The organism is Actinophytocola sediminis (assembly GCF_054779715.1).
In genome coordinates, this window is the sequence record NZ_BAAGXS010000079.1 from 36297 (window position 1) to 54442 (window position 18146).

Below are 18146 nucleotides of genomic sequence, written 5' to 3' on the forward strand. Positions count from 1 at the left end.
CGCACGGCAAGTACGACCCCCGCGGCGTGAAGGGAACCGCCGGTGCCGTGCTACTGACGGTGGCCGCGCTCCTGTCGCTGAACGTGTCCGCCGCGAGCGCCGACGGCGCATCGGCGGGCGCCGACATCCATGTCGCGCAGAGCCTCGGCGAACGAGAGTTGACGGTTGTACTGCGCCGGGTCGACGGGGTGCCGGGCCCGCTTCGGGTCGACGTGGTGACACACGCGGGAAGCGCACCGGGGCTACTGCGACTGCGACTGACGCCGACCGACGTGACCACGGCCCGCGTCGGCGCGCGCGAGACCACGGTGCGGCTGGGTGCGGTGCCGGGGGCCTACGGCGGCACGGTGCGGGTGGAGCGGCCGGGGCCGCAGGAACTCGTTCTCGACGACGGGTCGTCCGTCGCGTCGATCCCCTTCGTGGTGCCGGTCACCGTGATGTCCCCGGCGGAGGGGCTGGCCTACCTCGGATTCGCGGCGGCCGGTCTGCTGCTGGCCGTGGCACTGGCGGCGGCGGTGCTGGCACGGCGGACCTGGCTGGTCATGGCGCCGGCGGTCGCGGTCGTCGCCGCACTGGCCGTCGCGGTGACCGCGGGGGCCCTGTCCGCGTCCACGCCCGCGCCGCCGGTACCCGGTGAGGACGTCGACGCGACGGTGGCGGCGGTCCTCGACCCGTACTCGGTGACACATCCGACACCGGCGCAGGCGACGCGTCCGCCGGTGACCATGCTGGTGCGTCCACAACAGACCGAAGACGGCGCCGTGGATCTCACGCTGTGGTTCACCGACAGCGGCAGCGGACGCCCGGTCGACGACTTCCTGGTACACGACGGCGCGTTCGTGCACCTGCTCGTGGTCACGCCGTCCATGGCGTTGCGACACCTTCATCCGGTCCGCGTGGCTCCAGGGGAGTACCGGGTGCGCCTGGCCGATGCCGAGCAGGGGCACCACGCCCTGACGGCGGAGGTGGCAAGGCGCGGCGGCGGTGTGCAGTCACTGCGCTCGCCGACCGGCTTCGACGTCGCCGCCGCACCGAGGCCGACCGTCGGTGGGATCCGGGAACTCGCCGGCACACAGGTCGACGTGTCGGTGACCGGCGTGCGTGCCGGCGAGCCGACCACGATCGTCGCGTGTTTCGGCGACCAGGCCGATCTCCAGCCCTGGCTGGGCATGGTGGGACACCTGATCGCCGTCGGTCCGCTGACCGACGACGGGTCCACGACCGCGGTGGAACGCGCGCCGGTGTGGGCACACGTGCACGCGATGACGCCGCGACCGCGCGGAACGCCAACGGAGCGGCCGGACGAGACGGTGGCCGCGTACGGGCCCTCGGTGTCGTTCACCCACACGTTCCCGTTGCCCGGCCGGTACCAGGTGTGGGTACAGGCGCAACGCCGCTACACGCTGCTGACCGAGCCGGTGCTGCTCGATATCGTCCCGGGACCGGTGAGCGGGCGATGACGACTCGTGGACGGCTCATCCTCGCGGCCGTGGCGGCGGTCGTCGTCACCGGCACCTCGCTGCTACTGCCGCGCACCGAAACCGCCGACGGGCAGACGGTGCTGCACGGCAGCACCGCCCGGCACACCGTCCGGGTGGTCGTCGACCCGGCCGAGGTCGGCACCAGCGCGGTGCACATCGAGGTAAGTGCGCCGGGCGGAGTGACCGGGGTCCGCCTCGAACCAGCGATGCCGCACATGGGCCACGCGTTCGCCCCCGTCACGGCCAAACCCGTTGCGGGCAACGAGATCCCCGGCCGGTACCGCGTCAGCACGCGCTTCGACATGCCGGGCACCTGGGAGCTGACCGTCGTCGTCGACGACGGCCAAGGCGCGCAGCGGGTCGTGTTACCGCTGGTCGTGACCGGTTGACCGAAGCCTGCGGAACGCGCGCCGTTCCGCGGAAAGGAAGACGATGCAACAGACCAGGGGTCTTCTCCCCGCGGCCGCGGTGCTCGCCGGGGCGTTGCTGTCACTGGTGGGCTGGAGCTGGGACATCCAGTGGCACTCCGATGTCGGACCCGACACCTTCTTCACCGCGCCGCACCTGTTTCTCTACACGGGCAGCGCGCTGTGCGGCATCACCGCGCTCACCGTCGTACTTCGCACCACGGCGGCACAGCGAGCGGGGCGACCGATCGAGCCGGCCGTTGGCGGGCGATCCGTCGGGGTGTTCGGCGGCACGTTCACCGCGCCCGTCGCCTATCTGGTGACCGGATCGGCCGCGGCGACGTTCCTGCTCTACGGACTGTGGGACCAGTGGTGGCATGGCCGGTACGGCTTCGACGCCATGCTCGACTCGCCGCCGCATATCGGCCTGCTGTTCGGCAACGTCACCACGATGCTCGGCGCGTTGATGACGTTCGCCGCCGTCCGCCACGAGCGTTGGGGCCGGATCGGGGTCTTCGTCTCCCTGGCCATGATGGTGGCCTTCATTCCCGTGCTGTCGGACGCGGTCCAGCGGGTCAGCGGTGCCATCGACCTGGTCACCGTGTGCGTCGCGGGCCTGACGGTGTCACTGCTGTTGACCGCGATGGCGCTGTTCCGGCGGCCGGGTGCCGCGCTCATGGTTGCCGTGACGGTGGTTGTCGGGCAAGCCGCGCTGTGGCTGTTCACGCCATGGGCGACCGAGACCTACGCGAGCGCGGTGGGACTGCCGATGCGTGACTTCCTGTTTCCCCATCCGATCATGCCGAGCTGGATCCCGACGGGAGTGGTCGTCGTCGCGTTGCTCCTCGAGGGAGCCCGCGTGCTCGCCCGTTCCCGCCGTTGGTCGGCTCGCGTCGTCGCACCGGTCTGGGGGGCCGTCGCCTCCGCGATCCTCGCCGTACTGATCCCGTTGCAACAGCTGATGCTCTACCGCGACCTGATCCCCGCGGGCGAGGACAACGGCCAGCAGGTCCTGTTCACCTGCCTGCTGGCGGCCGTCCTCGGCGCGCTCGGCGGCGTCGCGGGCTGGCGCCTCGGACTGCTACTGCGCGTGCTCGACCGTCCCACCACGACCGTGACCGAACCCCGGACGACCACGTTGGGAGCCACCGCATGAAACGCGCCCTGACCACCCTGCTCGCCGTGGCCATGCTTCTGCTCGCGAGCGCGACTCCCTCATGGGCCTACGAGCCCGTCACCATCGTGCACACCGAGCGGGTCGAGGCCGGCCCGTACGGCATCACCGTCGGTTTCAGCCGGTGGCCGATCCGTGCGATGCAGTCGCTCGACTTCACGTTCACCGTCGACGGGGGATACGACGGCAAGGCCGGCACTGTGGAAGCCGCCCTGCCGGACGGCTCCGCGAGCGAGCAGTGGCACCTCGCCCGCCACCCGCGCAAACGCGAGGTGTGGGGCCTGGACGTCCAGGCACTCGGCGCCGAGGGACCATGGACGTTCCGCTTCGTCATCGACGGTCCCGCAGGACCGGGCCACGGCGAACTGACCGCCGTCCCCGTCCTCGCCCAACCCGGACCGCCACTTCCCCTGAGCTGGTCCGTCGCCGGTGCCCCCGCGCTGATCCTGCTCGCCGTGCTCGCCGTCGCGTGGCGGCGCGTCCGCGTCCAGCGGCAGGAGCTGGCGTTGCTGTAACTCGGTGGGTGTGGGTTTCGTCTCGACGGCGGACCGTCCGGCGCGCGCGCCGGGCGGTCCGAAGAGGACACTTGGCGGGTGAGTACCTACGACACCCTGCTCATCGAGCGGCACGGGCCGGTCGGCTGGCTGGTGCTCAACCGCCCGGAGGCGTTGAACGCCATGAACGCCCGCATGCGCGACGAGCTCGCCGACGCGTGGCGGGCGCTGGACGACGACCCGGCCGTGCGGGTGATCGTCCAGACCGGCGCCGGGCGTGCCTTCCAGACCGGGGCCGACCTGCGCGAGGTGGCCGCCGAGGGCATGCGCCGCTACCAGGACGACCTCGCGACCTTCGACCTGCACTTCACCGCCTGGCAGCAAAAGGTGGCCACTCCGGTGATCGCCGCGGTCAACGGCGTGTGCGCGGGCGGCGGGCTGCACTTCGTGGCCGACGCGGACATCGTGCTGGCCGCGTCGGACGCCGAGTTCCTCGACCCCCACGTGAGCGTCGGCCAGGTCTCCGCGATCGAGGTCATCGGGCTGGCCAGGAAGATCCCGTTCGGCGCGGTCATGCGGATGGCGCTGGTCGGCGCGCACGAGCGGATGACCGCCACGCGCGCCTACGAGCTCGGGCTGGTGAGCGAGGTGGTCGACCCACCGGCGCGGTTGCGCGCGGCCGCGCAGGAGCTGGCGGAGAAGATCGCCCGCAACTCCCCCTCGGCCATGGCGGCGACCAAGAAGTCCCTGCACGCCGCGCTGGAGCTCGGCCTCACCGACGCCTGCCGGATCGGCTCGCGCCACCTGCTCGACCACTGGAACCACCCCGACCACACCGAAGGCCCCCAAGCGTTCATCCAAAAACGCCCCCCACAGTGGACCCCCCGGTAGGCCCACCGCAGCGAAGGGCTCCTTCGCTGCGTCCGGCGCAGTGAAGGAGCCCTTCGCTGCACGGCACGGGCCGGCTCCGCAAGGCGGCGGCGCAGGTTCGTCGCGTGCGCAAAGGACTGCCGACGGACGGGCGACGTTTGACAACTGTGCGCCTCAGCGGATGGATACGATCCGTTGGATCACCTGCCATTGGCGAACGGACTCCCCCGCATGATCACACCCCAGGCCGGCCCCGCGCTGGCCGTGCCGGTCGTCGGCACGGTCCGGGCACGGGGCACCACGCTCGTCCGGCGGCTGGTGGTGTCCACGGTCGCGGCGGCCGTCGTCGGTGGGCTCGCCGCCGGGCTGATGCCCTGGGGCCTGACCGTGCCGTGGCTGACCGCGACCAGCGCGCTCGTGCTCGCCGGCACGTTCACCGTCGGCCTGCGCCGCGACCTGCGGTCGGTCGGACAACTGTGGGTCACCACCGCCCCCAGCCGTCAGTTGGTGCTGCGCGGACCGTGGGTGACCCGGGAACACGACCTGGACCAGGTCCTGGCCGTACAGGTGTGGTGTGGCTGCGGCCCCGGCGGACGCAAGTCCGTCGCACCGCACCGCGACGGGCTGGAGGTGGTCCTGCGCGGCGGGCGGGCGGTACAGCTCGCGTCGGGCACCGTGTTCGCCCCGGACGTGGCCATGACGCTGAGTGAACTGCTGGGACCCGCCGGAGTGAAGGTCGTGGATTGGGGTGAGACCGATGTCCTCCCTTCGTAGGATCCTCGCCGCGGCCGCCGTTGGCGTCGCGGTGAGCCTGGCCGTGTTCGTACCGGCGTCGGCAGCCGCGGCGGGCGCCCAGTGCACCACGCGCACCCCGGCACCGGCCGTGCCGGCGGGCGACGCGCCGCCGCTGGACCGGCTGGCGTGCGCCGACCTGCGCGGACTTGACCTCAGTCAGGAGCGGCTGGCCGGCGCGGACCTGCACGGCGCGGATCTCACCGGAACGGTGCTCCTGCAGGCCGACCTGACCGGCGCCGACCTGACCGGCGCCAACCTCACCGGTGCCGACCTGCGGCAGGCCACGATGGTCGGGGCGAACCTGCGCGGCGCGAACCTCACCGACGCGCGGGCCAGCCAGGCCGACCTGACGAAGGCCGACCTGCGCGGCGCCGACCTCACCAGGACCGAGCTCATCCAGACCACCCTGGTCGAGGCCGACCTGACCGGTACCGACCTCAGCACCGCCAACACGATCCAGACGACGTTCGATGGCGCCATCGGCCTACCCGACGACGAGCCAACGGTCGGCCTCCCGCCCGCTACAGAAGAACTCCAGCCCGTCGCGGACGACCCGGCCCCGGCCAAGCAGCCGGCCGGGGACAGCGCGCAGCTCGCGTACACGCTGTTCTGGCCGGCCATCGCGATCGCGCTCGGCTGGTCGCGCACGCGGATCGGACACCTGCTGCGCCACCGCCACACCACTCCCCTGCGCCCGGCCGACCTGATCGGCGCCACCGTCGGCATCGTCCTGGTCGTCACCGCGCTGTACCTGATCCCCGTCGGCGTCAGCCGCGGCCTGGCCCACCTCTCCGGTGGCGCCGACTGGGCGGTCGACCCCGGCCCGCTCGGCTGGCTGGCCGCCGAGCCGCACTGGCAGCTCCTGGTCGCCGCGGTCGCGTTGGTGCTCGGCGGCATCGACCTGGGGCTGGCCAGGCGGCGACCGCCGAGACAACCGGCAACGACCGTGGGCCAGGTCGCCATCGGGCAGCCGACGCCCGGCCGGATCGGGCCCGAGTTCGGCCCGCCGGTGCGCATGCTGGCGCTGCTGCTGGTGATCGCCGCGGTCGTCGACGGGGTGGTGGTCCTGGTGCTGCTGATCCTCGGCACGCTCCCGGCGACCGGGCTGTGGCAGGAGGACACCGTGGTCGGCCACCTGGTGTTCGTCGTGGTCGCCATCGCGGTACTGGCCAGGTTCGCCGCGAACGTGCGTTACGGCGAGGGGATCGAGTCCCCGTCGGGCGCGGTGCTGGTCGGTGGGGCCCGCGAGCCGTTCCTGTGGTTGTCCGGGAAGTCGCCCAACGATCGGCCGGTGAGCACGGCCCTGCCATGGGAGTCACTCGAACAGGTGCACCTCATCCGAGTGCTCGGCACCGCGCACCCGACCTCGGCGATGATCACCATCCGCCATCCGGGGGCGGACCGGCCGAGTGAGTACCCGAAGGAACTGCCGCTGTCGCGCGACCAGGCCGCCGGCCTGCACACGGTCCTGCCCGCCGAGATGATCACCGAGCACACCAGGGCGCCGTCGTCGAACTGACGACGGTCCGCGCGGCTATCGTGATGATCGATGAACGCCTGGTTGGGGTTGTCCGCGACCACCCGGCTCACCGTCGCCGTGCTCGCCGGCGCGGTGATCGGCGTGGTGGTCTCGACGGTCGCGGACGCGCCGCTCGGGGTGCTCACCGGCATCGCCGCCCTGGAGACGATCTTCGTGGTGGCCGGCTGGCTCGTGCTGTGGCCGATGGACGCCACCGCGACCCGGCACAACACTCGGCGGGAGGATTTCCGGCCGGTCGCCGAGGAACTGCTCGTCGTCACGGTCGCGATGTTCGGCCTGGTCGGGATCGTGCTGCTGCTCCTGCTCGGCGACACCGGCTCCCGCCACGTCGTGGCCGCGACCGCGCTCGCCGGGGTGTTCATGGCATGGGCGGCGCTGCACCTGATGTACGCCACCCGTTACGCGCACCTGTACTACTCGGCCGACGGCGGGATCGACTTCCACTCCGACGAGCCACCGGCCTACCGGGACTTCCTCTACTTCAGCTACAACCTCGGCATGACCTACCAGGTGTCGGACAACGACGTGTCCAGCTCCACGATCCGCGCGGTGGTGTTGCGGCACAACCTGCTGTCCTATGTGTTCGGTACCAGCATCCTGGCGACCACCATCAACCTGGTCCTCGGCGCGGTGGACTAACAGCCGATCGACAGCTGACGCGCCGGCCGTCCGGTCGAGGCGTCCAGGGCGATCTCGACCGGGCCGTGCCGCTCCAGGCGCACCCGCAGCCCGTCCGGACCGGTCCACGCCACACCGGTGAGCGTTTCCTGGTCGGAGTTGACACACCCGAGGTCCCACTCGCGCGCGGTGAACCCGCTGCCCGACCGCAGGCGCAGTTCCCAGGTCGGGTCGATGACGTTCGACCCCCGGTAGACGCGCAGTTCCCCGGAGCCGTCCGGCGACCGATGGCGGGACAGCTCGGCCAGGTCGGCGCGCAGCGCCACGGCGAACCAGCCGAGCCCGGCCCAGCCGATGGCGAACACCACCAGCAGACAGGTCACGACCAGCCGTCGCACCGGGTCACGCAGGGCCAACCAGCCGGCCAACGCCAACAGGACCGCCGCCACCGTGCCGAACAGGAACGGCCGATCCAGCCAGCCAAGCACCACGAACCCGCCCGGCCGCAGCACACCGAGCCCGGCGGCGACGATCAGCAGGGCGGCCAGGCCCGCCGCCGCGAGCCACCAACGGGTGGTGACCGTGCCGCGCTCGTTCATCGGGCCAGGCTAGCCACCGCTTTCCGGTGAGGTGCCCGTTTCCGCGCGAACGCCGCGTGACTCAGGCCGAGAACCCGTGGACGACCTGCGGGATCACCCGGACGACCACGCGTCGCGTTCCGTCGGGATCGCGCGGTGAGTCCTCGCCGAGGTATTTGTGCGAGACCGCGCGCTGCACCGCCCGGTCGTGGTCATCGACCACCTCGGCGGTGCCGCGGATCTCCACCGTGCGGTACGGGTTCGCGGTGTCGAAGACGGTCAGGCTGACCCGGGGATCCCGGGTCAGGTTGCGGGCCTTCTGCCGGCCGGCGGTGCTGGAGAACACCACGGTGTCCGCATCGCGCAGGATCCACACCACCGACGTCTGCGGACCGCCGTCGGGGTTCAGCGTGGCCACCGTGGCGAAGTTCTTCCCGTCGAGCAGTTCTCTGGTCGCGTCGTCGAACGTGATCGGCATCCGGTGCCCGCCTCCCTCGATGTTGTTACCGTCGCCATGATTGGCGATCGTCGGCGCGTGGGGAAGAAGGCACATCCATGTCACAGCGCGACACCTGTGTTCCCGACCAGGTCGAGAACGCGGAGACCTGCACGGTCCTCACCGTGCTCGGCCGGGTGAGTGGCAAGTGGACCATCGCCGTGCTGCGGCAGGCGAGCGGCCGGCCCGTGCGCTTCACCGAGCTGGAACGCGCGCTCCCGGGCATCAGCAGGCGGATGCTGACGTTGACCCTGCGCAACCTGGAGCGGGAGGGCATGCTCGTGCGCACCGTCTATCCGACGGTGCCGCCCAAGGTCGAGTACCTGGCCACCGACATGGCCCGCGAGCTGTACGAACACCTGCGTGGCCTGACCGAGTGGGACGCCCGCCACCGTGCGGCCGGCACCGACCCGCGACCATGAGCGAGGATGGGCCCATGAGCATTGTGAAGATCAACGCGCTGACCGTGCCCGAGGAGATGCGGGAGACGCTGGAGAAGCGGTTCGGCAGCCGCGCCGGCCTGGTGGAGAGCTCCGACGGGTTCGAGTGGTTCGAGCTGCTGCGGCCGATCGCCGGCACCGACCAGTACCTGGTGTACACCCGGTGGCGCAGCGAGCAGGACTTCGAGAACTGGATGGCGGGCACCGGAGCGGGCCACGGTGGCGGCGGCCAGCCGGCGGCGACCGGATCGTCGGCGTGGACCTTCGAGATCATCCAGCAGACCGGGCCCAAGACCGACTGACTACCGGTCGAACACCGACTCCCCGCCGAAGTCCCCGTCCTCGCCGTCCCTGCCGGGGGCGGCGGGCGGCCGGCGGACCGGCGGCGGTTGATCGCCGGCTTCGAGGTCGTCCTCGATGTCATCCTCGATGTCGTCGAAGGACATCGGCTGCTCGGTCGGCTCGTCCTCGACCGGCTCCGGGAAACTCCGCTGCGCGGTGGCCACGACGTGTTGGCCGGCCGGGTCGTCCCCGACGGTCTCGGCCACGATCTCGGCGAGCCGCTGCGGATATCTCGACTGGGCCTTGCGGATGGCCGCCATCACGTTCGCGGCGATCTCGTCCGGCGACATCTCGCGCACCTTCTCGGTCATCGCGATGTCCGTCGGCAGCCCGTTGTTGCCGACGGTCGCGCTGACCGCGCCGCCGGCGACCGACTCGGTGATCGACACCTCCGCCGCCCGGTCGGCCATCGCCTGGAACCGAGCCGCCTTGCCGGCGGCGTCGCGCTCCCAGTTGTCGAGCATCCGCAGGGTTTCCGCCATCGGGTCCGTCACGCCGACTCCCAGACATCGTTGGTCCGCTCGCCGTCAACCCTACGACCCCTGGAAGACGGCCACGCGATGCCAGGCGAAGTACTTCTCCGACAGCTCGCTGTGGGCCGGGCACGACAACCCGACTAATCGTTGGACCCGGTCACGAAACGCATCGGGCAACCCGTCGAGCTCCGCCACCATGATGCGTCCGTTGGTGTCGACAGTGATCCAGCCGGCCTCGTAGAGCACGTCGCAGCCGAGAGCGCACGCCAGCATCGCCACGTTCCTCAGGTCACGACGTTCGTCGTCGGAACAGACGGCTCGTTTCTTGACATGCGCGGCGATCAGGAACGACGTGGGGAAATCCTGCCCGCACAGCGCGCAGGACGCGACCTCGCGGTCGCCGATCAGCCGCCTTCTCAGGTGTGCCTGCTCCTTGCGGTACTTGAGCTGTGCCGCACCGTCCAGCTCGCCGAACACCGGGTCGACAGCCAACTCGTCGCCGGTCGGCTTCGCCAGGGTGACCACCGCAGGTGTGGTTGTCATCCGCGCGTCGGGCACAGTGGCCAGTACCGCACCGACAAACGCGCTTCGGTGACCCAACTCCGCCACGCTCACCCGAACGCTTCCACGGGCCGCCAGCAGATCAAGACCACGCTGCACATCGCTCACCGGCACCGGTTGGCCGTCGGGTGAACGATCCGTACGCACCAGCACCCTCCCGCCGGTCACCCCCAACACCGTGTTCGCGTACCCCGACGCGGTGCGGATCTCCACCCCGACGAGTGGCCGCAGCACGTCGTGGGCGGCCCACCCCGTCGCGGGCACCTCGGCTAACTCGGTGCCGTCATCATCCAGCGGACGCATGACACCCAGCCTGCCGAAAAATCCTGGCGGGACCAAATTCGGGGCGACCGCCCGCGAAGCCGGTGCGTCACCGTGACCTGACAGCGTCCGCGCGGGGACCGCGCCCGTGTCGTCCACCACCTCCGCGCCGGCGGTGATCCGCAGGCCGCCGAAGGTGAACGTGATCCCGCAGGTGATGCCGTAGGCCCCGAACGGCCCGTACGCGATCGTGTTGGCCCAGTTGGTTTCGGCACCATGAGGCCCTCGGTCGAGCGGCCGTCCTTGACTTTGGTCACCTGCCGGATCCGGTACTCGTCGCGCAGCAGATGCGTGACCTTGGCTTCGAAGATCTGCCACGCGAACTGGTGCGGCTGCTCGAGAATCCGCCTGCCGCAACGGGCATAGGTGTAGTTACGGAAGTCCGTTGACCATGACGCCGAACAGATAACTGTGCTTCTGGAACCCGTCCCCCACCGCAAGATCGCCGAACTCGGGCGTGGAAACCACCGGCCGCTAGCTAAGGATCGACGTGGACAGCGCAACACCCGGGTTCACCGACTCGGGCCCCTGGTCCGCGCTCAAGGTGCACGACCTGACCCGTGCCCGCTCAGCTGGCGAACCGGGCGAGCCGGCAGCCTTCCAGCGCCGGCTCGACGGTGCCCTCGACCAGTTCCCGCGCGACCAACTGGCCGACGGCCGGGGCGAGCGTGACCGCCGAGTGCATCACCGCCATGTACAGGCCGGGCGCCTCGGGGACCGGGCCGATGATCGGCTCGCCGTCGGCCGGCATGGGACGCAGGCCGACCCGGGTGCTGAGCAGTTCGACGTTCGCGGCGCCACGGAAGGCGGACCGGACGGCGGCAAGCGTCCGTTCTGGCGAGTCCGCGGCGGCATGGAGCCGGTCCGGGGCGACCTGCCGGAGATCACAGTCCCGGTTGTGCACCACGGTGCGGACAAGACCAGCCGTGGCCCGGAGACGGAGCAGCGTCGACGGTGACGGCTCCACCGGGACGCGAACACCCAGCGGCGCGGCCAGCGCGGCCGTGGCCACACCGGCGGTGAGCACCACCGTCGTGGCGGCGAGGGGCCCCGCGGTCGTCTCGACCCCGGCGACCCGCCCCTCGGCGTCCCGGCGGACCGCGATGACCGGGGTGTCGGGATGTGTGCGGGCGCCGTGGTCGCGGGCGCCCGTGACCAGCCGTTCGGTCACGCCCACCGGGTCCGCAGCGCCGTCGCCAGGGGCCCAGACGGCCCATTCCGGAGGCGTGCGCAGGGCGGGCTCGAGCGTCGCCACGGTGGCCGCGTCCACGATCTTCTGCCCTGGCCCGGCCTCCGGCAGGGTGTCCGCCGCGCCCCAGGACAGCGAGCCCGACCAGGTCACGGGGAGGCCTGGCAGTTCGGCCTCGAGCCGCCGGTACTCCGCCGTCGCGGTCAACCGCAGCCCGGCGGAGGGACCGGTGCGTACGCGAGCCGTCCCGATCCAGGCGAAGGAGTCGGCTGTCACGCCGGCGCCCGGCCGCCCGCCGTCGACCAGCGTCACGCCGGCACCCGCCTTGGCGGCGTGATAAGCCACCGAGGCACCGACGATGCCGGCGCCGACGACCACCAGGTTCCCGGGGCTCATCACTGGTCCGGCTTGCGGCCCCACGCGGTGATCATCGGTGCGAGCATGAGGTCCAGGTCGCCGCTGGCGAGGTTGTCGAGGTGGGTCTCGATCTCCGCCGGTGTCGCCAGTTCCACGGCCAGCAGCTCATCGCGGACGTGGTGGACCGTGGCCGCCTCCAGGATCGAGCACGCGGGTGCCGCGACCGGGAAGTAGGCCTCCGCGCGCACGTCCGTCAGGTCGGCCGCGCGCAGCAGCCGGGGCAGCGTGCGACCGTAGGCGAGGTCCGCGCCGCGCTCGGCCATCAGGGTGCGGATCCGGGTGCGCAGGCGGTTCGCCAGCTCTTCGGCGGGGCCGCGCTCGTCCGGGCAGGCGAGCGGCTGCAGTGCGGGGTCCGCGTCCTCGATCACCAGCCAGCCGCCCGGCCGCAGCGCGTCGACCATGACCCGCAGCGCGGCCGCCCGGTCCGCGAGGTGGACCAACACCAGCCGCGCGTGCACCAGGTCGAACGTCTCGGCCGGCGGCGGGTCGCTGAGCACGTCATGGCGGCGCACCTCGAGGACACCGTCGGCCGAGGACTCGACCCACGACACGTCGATGTCGGTGGCCAGCACCCGCCCGCTCGTGCCAACGCGCTCGGCCAGGCCTTGCGGCACGGAGACGCCGCCGGCGCCCACCTCCCAGCACCGCCACCCGTCGCCGAGCCCGAGGTCGTCGAGGTGGCGGAAGGTCCAGGGATCGAACAGCTCGGCGAGCGCCACGAACCGCTCGCCCGCCTCCGGGCGGCGGTTGTCGAGCAGGTAGTGGTTCACGACACCAGCATGGCCCGGCCAACCTGCCGCGGATACCGACGTTGACGAACATCACGGGCTACCCGTCGCGCCGGTATGGCGGGACGGACGTGCGGATCACGTTGGTCAACGCGAGTGAGCGGTTCGCCGAGCGGTTGCGGCTGCATCAAGTCGCCTCCGGTCAGCGGTTGGCCGACCTCCAGATCCCGGAGTTACTCGCGAACACCGGCCGCATCACCATCCTGCACAACGTCGCCAACCCCGACAAACTGCGCACCGTCGCCACTGGAACCATCCACCGGATCGGCCCCTCACCATTTTCGTCCTAGGACGGAGTGCCGATGTTGGCCTGCGGGCCCGCATAGGTCCGCAGCAGCGACGGCACGTCGGCGGCCGGATCGAGGGTGTAGGAGTAGAAGGAGGACGGCGTGAAGGCCGAGCCGCCGGTCTCCCGCTGGCCGGTCGAGTTGACCACGACGCTTCCGGACTCCCGCAGCTGGGCGGCGTCGTCCTTGTAGTAGGGGTCCTTCACGTTGTCGAAGTAGCTGTTCTCCAGGACCATCTTCGTCGCGCCCCTGGCGTAGTTGCCGTACGAGGTGACGTTCTGCAGGTGGTTGTTGTACAGGTGCGCGTAGGCGACGTTGTCGGTGCTCGGGTTGCGCTGGTTGGTGTCGCGGATCCAGTTGTGGTGGATGGTCATCCGCGAGGTCACGTTGCTCGTCCACCCGATGCCGAACGACTTGTTGTTCTGCGCCAACACGTTCCACGACACGGTCAGGTAGGTGGTGTCCAGCCTGCTGTCGATCAGGCCGTCGTTCATCCTGGTGATCGTGTTGTGGTCGATCCAGACGTGGTGGGCGTTGTCCAGCTGGATGCCGTCGTAGTCGAAGTCCTTGTCGTCCGGGTCGTCGGAGGCCATCAGGGTGTCGCGGATCGTCAGGTTGCGGATGATCACGTTGTGCACACCGTCACCGAGGAAGAACCCGCCGTTGACGATGTGGCCTCGAGTGCCGACGCCGACAATGGTCTTGTCCGAGGTGACGCGGAGCTCGGTGCCGTAGGGCGTTGCGGTGACCGCGGCGTCGACCCGGATCACGTACGGCCCGCTGGCCGTGGCGTACCGGACCAGGTCCGCATAGGTGGTCACGGTGACCGTCGGGCCGCCCGCGCCGCCAGTCGTGCCGCCGCCAGTGCCGGCGAAACCATCGGCCACGTCCGACCACGCGCGACCGGCCGGCGTGAACAGCCATTGCTTGTTCGTGTTGGCGGAGCAAACCTCCTGCACGATCGGCACTCCCGATCCGGTGCCCGCGTTCTGGTTGGCCAGACAGAGACCGCTGGCGACGTTGATGATCTGGTACGTGCCGGAGCCGGACGGAGTCAGCCGCCACTGCTGGTAGGTGGAACCGTTGCAGTTCCACTGTTGAAGTTGGATGCCCGATTCGATCGTGCCGTAGGGGATGTCGAGACACTTGCCGCTGTTGACATTGGTAAGGGTGTGGTACGCGCCGGACACGCCAAGAACGAACTGCTGCCAGCTGTCCCCCGAACAGCTCCACTGCTGAACAAGGCCGCCATTCGCCGTCGTGCCCGCCACCAGGTCGAGACACCTGCCGCTGTTGGTCGCACTGATCTGATAGGTGTTTCCGTTCCCCGGAACGGCCGCGGCAGCCGGTAGGCCACCAGTCACCGTCGCGGAGAGGCCGATGACGACCGCGCACACGGCTCGCATCCAGGTCGAGGTGAATCGCGTCGAGGTGAATCGCGTCGAGGTGAATCGCGTCGAGGTGAATCGCGTCGAGGTGAATCGCNGTGAATCGCATGGTGTCCTTCCCTTCCAGATCAGTCGACGGGGTTCCATCCGTCGGCGCCGGCGAGGTATTTCTGGGGCGTGTGGTTCGCGGCCTGCGCGTCAGTGAGCTGCGGGCGGTTGGCACCCGTGCCCGAGCCGGCGCCGTTGTTGCGGTACTCGGAGAACCGAGCGTTCTGCCATAGGTTGCCGGACATGTCCGTCCATGGCTGAGTTGTCCTCACCACGGCATCCAAAGTGGACTCTCGGTACAGCACTTGGGCGTCCGGACGCCACGGTCGGCCGAGGGTCGTGGTCCCGGCCGCCGCGGCACCGCGGATACGCGACTTGTGAAACAAGAACCCGTACGTCTTGGTCGCCGGGGTGCTCGCAGCCGTGATCGGACCACCTGTCGACCGCTTCTCGTAGATGTCGCAGTCGTCCAGGACTATCGTGCCGCCGCCGAAAATGAAGTCGACCGTGCCCTCGACATAGGTGTCCACTATGTACGCCCGCGCGGAGTCGTTTGCCAGGAACGTGTCCTGGTCACCCAGCAACCGCACGTTCCGCAGCACCGCGCGGTCGGCGGAGAGGTTCAGGGCCACCGCCTGGTGACCGCTTGGTGTTGAGCTCTCGTCGAAGTCGTTCGAGATCGTCAGGTTCGTCGCCACGAAGTCCCGACCACTGACGAACGCCGTCGCACTGCCCGAGGTGCCGTGGGTGTAGGCGGAGTTGTCATACACGATCAGCACCTGCGAGGGCGAGGAACCCAGGCCTTGCAACGTGATCATCGACTTGTTCGACGGAACTGTCACGACCTCCCGATAGGTTCCCGCCTTGATCGTGATCGTCACGCGGCTCGTGTTCCCGGCCGGCACCGCGTCGATCGCCTCCTGCACGGTCCGGTAAGTCCCGCTCCCGTCCGCCGCGACCGTCGGCCTCGCCACCGAGACCGGGGTGAACAGCCACTGCTTGTTCGTACTGGCGGAGCAGGCTTCCTGCACGATCGCCACCCCGGACCCGGTACCCGCGTCCTGACTGGCCAGGCACAGCCCACTGGCGACGTTGACGATCTGGTAGGTACCAGTGCCCGACGTCACGAGCCGCCACTGCTGGTAGGTCGACCCGTTACAGTTCCACTGCTGGAGCTGGACGCCGGGTTCGGTCGTTCCGTACGGGATGTCCAGGCATTTACCGCTGTTGACATTGGTCAGGGTCTGATACGAACCGGAAACGCCGAGAACGAACTGCTGCCAGGTGTCGCCTGAGCAGCTCCATTGCTGGACGAGCCCACCGTTCTCCGTCGTGCCCGCCACCATGTCCAGACACCTGCCGCTGTTGGTACCGGTGACCTGATAGGTGGTTCCGTTCTCCGGTACCGCCGCGTTCGCCGTCGAAGGAATCCACAGGGCCGCAGTCACGACCATCGCCAGCACAACCGCGATATTCACCGCTGTGCCGACAAGTCGAACCATCCGTGACGGGATTGCCATACTGGTCCTCCTCTTTGAGGGCTGATGGAAGTTGGCGTTACTCGCCGGGCCGCACCCGGAACCAGTCGAACTCGGCCGTCCCATGCTGACCGGCACTCTCCGGTGCGGTGGCGAACAACCCGACGGTCGCGCCGATCCACTTGCCTGGGGTCGCCGGGAACGGTGCGCCGACCGGGACGTACCCGACACCGTCCACATCGGCCGCAAACTGGCACACCGCGCCCGGAGTGACCGACACCTTGAGCCGTACCGACGTGTGCTGTCGCTCAAGCGGCACGGACGCGGCGGCGTCGATCTCGACGCCACCCGCGGCCGCGGTGCGACACGCCAGCACGAGTTGCTCACCGTCGTGCCACAGGCCGAGCCAGGCGTAGGTGGCGCCCAGCACCACCAGCCCGGCCCGACTGCCCGGGGCCGTGGTGGTCAGGGTCATCGAGGTCGTCGCCGTGCAGGACTCGGCGGGAAGGCGTTGTCCCAGCACATTTCCCAGTAGTCGCAGGTCATGGGTAACCGGGCTGGGCGAGCAGTCCAGCGTGAGCCGGTTCCGGCGCAGGCGCCACCACGCCGGGTCGGCATTCGCCTGCCATACCCACTGCTCGCTCAACCCGGGTGCGGTGAACTCGTCGCTGGTCGCCGGAGCGGTCACCCGCTCAGGGCGGTCGACCCGTGGCTTGGTATGCACCAGGACCGGGCTGCCGAGGCCGTTGCCGTCGTCGGTGCCCATGACCGGCCAGCCGTCGTCGCGCCATCGCATCGGCTGTAGGTGCACCACACGCCCGTACGCCTCCTGGTCCTGGAAGTGCACGAACCAGTCCTCGCCGGCCTCAGTGGTCACCCAGGCGCCCTGGTGCGGTCCGTTGATCGGCGTGTTTCCCTGGGCGAGCACGATACGGTCCTCGTACGGGCCCCAGATGGTGCGGGAGCGGAACGCCGACTGCCAGCCCCGCTTGACTCCCCCGGCCGGGGCGAAGATCCAGTACCAACCGTCGCGCTTGTAGAGCTTCGGCCCCTCAAGGGTGGTATAGCCGGGGATCTCGTCGCCGTTGACCACGGTGGTGCCCTCGTCGAGCAGACTTGTGCCGTCCGGGTTCATTCGGTGCAGCGTCAGTAGGTTGTTGATGCCGGCGCGGCTCTTCGCCCACGCGTGGATCAGGTAGGCCTGCCCGTCGTCGTCCCACAGCGGACACGGATCGATGAACCCCAGACCCGGCTTGAGCGGGTGCGGCGCCGTCCACGGGCCGCGCGGATCGGTCGCGGTCGTCACGAAGATCCCGAAGTCCGGATCCGGGTAGAAGATCCAGAACTTGCCGTCATGGTGACGGATCGCCGGCGCCCACACCCCGTTACCGTGCTGCGGCACGCTGAAATGGTCCCTGGGCGCCAACTCGGTCAACGCGTGCCCGACGACCGTCCAGTTGACCAGGTCGGTCGACCGGAGGATCGGCAGCCCGGGAATGCGGTTGAACGTGGAAGCGACCAGGTAGAAGTACCTCCCGACCCGCACCGCATCGGGATCGGACCAGTCCGCGTAGAGCACGGGGTTGCGGTAGCGACCGTCACCCAGGTCCGCCACCCACGGGAGTCGTTCCGGCCCCGACGCGCCGGCGGCCGGCATCCCGCCCAGCGCCAACGAGCCGGCGACGACACCGACACCCGCACGCAACACCTGCCGGCGACCGCGTTCGCTCGGTGTCCGGTCGTTCTCCTCGCCAGCTACGCTCACTGCCACTCCTGACGTCGATTGCCTCAGGTAAGCGTTTTCCTGGTCCTCCACGATCCGTCGCCGAGAATTCGGCGATGGACGGGAAGTCTCGGTTTGCCCCCGTGCCGGGAAGCATGCGAAGAGCAGGGCAGGCCGGCCGACACCAGCGGAGAAACCGGTTTCTCTCCTTCACCGTACTGCGCATCGCTCCACC

At 70.0% G+C, this 18146-nt stretch carries 20 protein-coding genes; 11 read left to right on the forward strand and 9 right to left on the reverse strand.

What is annotated here, in order from left to right; genetic code table 11:
• Positions 1 to 26 precede the first annotated feature (26 nt).
• From ACYVIP_RS36945 to ACYVIP_RS36980, 8 genes are all read left to right on the forward strand, one after another.
• Positions 27 to 1460: a hypothetical protein gene (locus ACYVIP_RS36945; RefSeq protein ID WP_460405053.1), complete on the forward strand. Its 1434-nt coding sequence runs from the start codon at positions 27 to 29 to the stop codon at positions 1458 to 1460.
• Positions 1457 to 1870, forward strand: coding sequence for a FixH family protein (locus ACYVIP_RS36950; RefSeq protein WP_460405055.1), 414 nt, complete (start codon positions 1457 to 1459; stop codon positions 1868 to 1870). The genes ACYVIP_RS36945 and ACYVIP_RS36950 overlap by 4 nt, the downstream gene beginning before the upstream one ends.
• A 43-nt stretch (positions 1871 to 1913) precedes the next feature.
• Complete coding sequence (locus tag ACYVIP_RS36955; protein ID WP_460405057.1) at positions 1914 to 3044, forward strand: hypothetical protein; 1131 nt, start codon at positions 1914 to 1916, stop codon at positions 3042 to 3044.
• Positions 3041 to 3577 (forward strand): hypothetical protein, encoded by a 537-nt coding sequence (locus tag ACYVIP_RS36960; RefSeq protein ID WP_460405059.1) that lies wholly within the window; start codon positions 3041 to 3043, stop codon positions 3575 to 3577. Before ACYVIP_RS36955 ends, ACYVIP_RS36960 begins: the two co-directional genes overlap by 4 nt.
• A gap of 78 nt (positions 3578 to 3655) precedes the next feature.
• Positions 3656 to 4447, forward strand: a complete 792-nt coding sequence (locus tag ACYVIP_RS36965) for an enoyl-CoA hydratase/isomerase family protein (protein ID WP_460405061.1) — start codon at positions 3656 to 3658, stop codon at positions 4445 to 4447.
• Between the two features lie 210 nt (positions 4448 to 4657).
• Positions 4658 to 5200: a hypothetical protein gene (locus ACYVIP_RS36970; RefSeq protein ID WP_460405063.1), complete on the forward strand. Its 543-nt coding sequence runs from the start codon at positions 4658 to 4660 to the stop codon at positions 5198 to 5200.
• Positions 5184 to 6740: a pentapeptide repeat-containing protein gene (locus ACYVIP_RS36975; RefSeq protein ID WP_460405065.1), complete on the forward strand. Its 1557-nt coding sequence runs from the start codon at positions 5184 to 5186 to the stop codon at positions 6738 to 6740. The genes ACYVIP_RS36970 and ACYVIP_RS36975 overlap by 17 nt, the downstream gene beginning before the upstream one ends.
• Before the next feature lie 30 nt (positions 6741 to 6770).
• Positions 6771 to 7400 (forward strand): DUF1345 domain-containing protein, encoded by a 630-nt coding sequence (locus ACYVIP_RS36980; protein ID WP_460405067.1) that lies wholly within the window; start codon positions 6771 to 6773, stop codon positions 7398 to 7400.
• Here the strand turns inward: ACYVIP_RS36980 and ACYVIP_RS36985 are convergent.
• Positions 7397 to 7978, reverse strand: a complete 582-nt coding sequence (locus ACYVIP_RS36985) for a hypothetical protein (RefSeq protein WP_460405069.1) — start codon at positions 7976 to 7978, stop codon at positions 7397 to 7399. The genes ACYVIP_RS36980 and ACYVIP_RS36985 overlap by 4 nt on opposite strands.
• Before the next feature lie 61 nt (positions 7979 to 8039).
• Entirely contained in the window at positions 8040 to 8435 is a 396-nt protein-coding gene (locus ACYVIP_RS36990; protein WP_460405071.1) for a PPOX class F420-dependent oxidoreductase, read from the reverse strand.
• 77 nt (positions 8436 to 8512) lie between these two features.
• On the opposite strand from ACYVIP_RS36990, the gene ACYVIP_RS36995 reads away from it, so the two are divergent.
• On the forward strand, positions 8513 to 8875 hold the full coding sequence (locus tag ACYVIP_RS36995) for a winged helix-turn-helix transcriptional regulator (RefSeq protein WP_460405073.1): 363 nt from the start codon (positions 8513 to 8515) through the stop codon (positions 8873 to 8875).
• 14 nt (positions 8876 to 8889) lie between these two features.
• On the forward strand, positions 8890 to 9195 hold the full coding sequence (locus tag ACYVIP_RS37000) for an antibiotic biosynthesis monooxygenase family protein (RefSeq protein ID WP_460405075.1): 306 nt from the start codon (positions 8890 to 8892) through the stop codon (positions 9193 to 9195).
• Here the strand turns inward: ACYVIP_RS37000 and ACYVIP_RS37005 are convergent, their stop codons facing one another.
• The 4 genes from ACYVIP_RS37005 to ACYVIP_RS37020 all read right to left on the reverse strand — a co-directional run bounded on the left by ACYVIP_RS37005 (position 9196) and on the right by ACYVIP_RS37020 (position 12969).
• The gene (locus tag ACYVIP_RS37005) at positions 9196 to 9729 is read right to left on the reverse strand and encodes a YbaB/EbfC family nucleoid-associated protein (protein WP_460405077.1); all 534 of its coding nucleotides are present in this window, start codon (positions 9727 to 9729) and stop codon (positions 9196 to 9198) included.
• A gap of 39 nt (positions 9730 to 9768) precedes the next feature.
• Positions 9769 to 10950 (reverse strand): hypothetical protein, encoded by a 1182-nt coding sequence (locus ACYVIP_RS37010; RefSeq protein WP_460405079.1) that lies wholly within the window; start codon positions 10948 to 10950, stop codon positions 9769 to 9771.
• Positions 10951 to 11161: 211 nt separating this feature from the next.
• Complete coding sequence (locus ACYVIP_RS37015) at positions 11162 to 12178, reverse strand: NAD(P)/FAD-dependent oxidoreductase (protein WP_460405081.1); 1017 nt, start codon at positions 12176 to 12178, stop codon at positions 11162 to 11164.
• Positions 12178 to 12969, reverse strand: coding sequence for a methyltransferase domain-containing protein (locus ACYVIP_RS37020; RefSeq protein ID WP_460405083.1), 792 nt, complete (start codon positions 12967 to 12969; stop codon positions 12178 to 12180). The genes ACYVIP_RS37015 and ACYVIP_RS37020 overlap by 1 nt, the downstream gene beginning before the upstream one ends.
• Before the next feature lie 41 nt (positions 12970 to 13010).
• Here ACYVIP_RS37020 and ACYVIP_RS37025 point away from each other — a divergent pair, with 41 nt between their 5' ends.
• The gene (locus ACYVIP_RS37025) at positions 13011 to 13277 is read left to right on the forward strand and encodes a hypothetical protein (protein ID WP_460405085.1); all 267 of its coding nucleotides are present in this window, start codon (positions 13011 to 13013) and stop codon (positions 13275 to 13277) included.
• On the opposite strand, the gene ACYVIP_RS37030 is transcribed toward ACYVIP_RS37025, so the two are convergent.
• The 3 genes from ACYVIP_RS37030 to ACYVIP_RS37040 are packed head-to-tail and all read right to left on the reverse strand — an operon-like array spanning position 13274 to position 17953.
• Positions 13274 to 14809, reverse strand: a complete 1536-nt coding sequence (locus ACYVIP_RS37030; RefSeq protein ID WP_460405087.1) for an RICIN domain-containing protein — start codon at positions 14807 to 14809, stop codon at positions 13274 to 13276. The genes ACYVIP_RS37025 and ACYVIP_RS37030 overlap by 4 nt on opposite strands.
• Positions 14791 to 16230 carry a pectinesterase family protein gene (locus ACYVIP_RS37035; protein WP_460405089.1) on the reverse strand — a complete coding sequence of 480 codons (1440 nt, stop codon included), beginning with the start codon at positions 16228 to 16230 and terminating at the stop codon, positions 14791 to 14793. Before ACYVIP_RS37035 ends, ACYVIP_RS37030 begins: the two co-directional genes overlap by 19 nt.
• A 37-nt stretch (positions 16231 to 16267) precedes the next feature.
• Positions 16268 to 17953 (reverse strand): glycoside hydrolase family 43 protein, encoded by a 1686-nt coding sequence (locus tag ACYVIP_RS37040; RefSeq protein WP_460405091.1) that lies wholly within the window; start codon positions 17951 to 17953, stop codon positions 16268 to 16270.
• Positions 17954 to 18146: the final 193 nt, after the last annotated feature.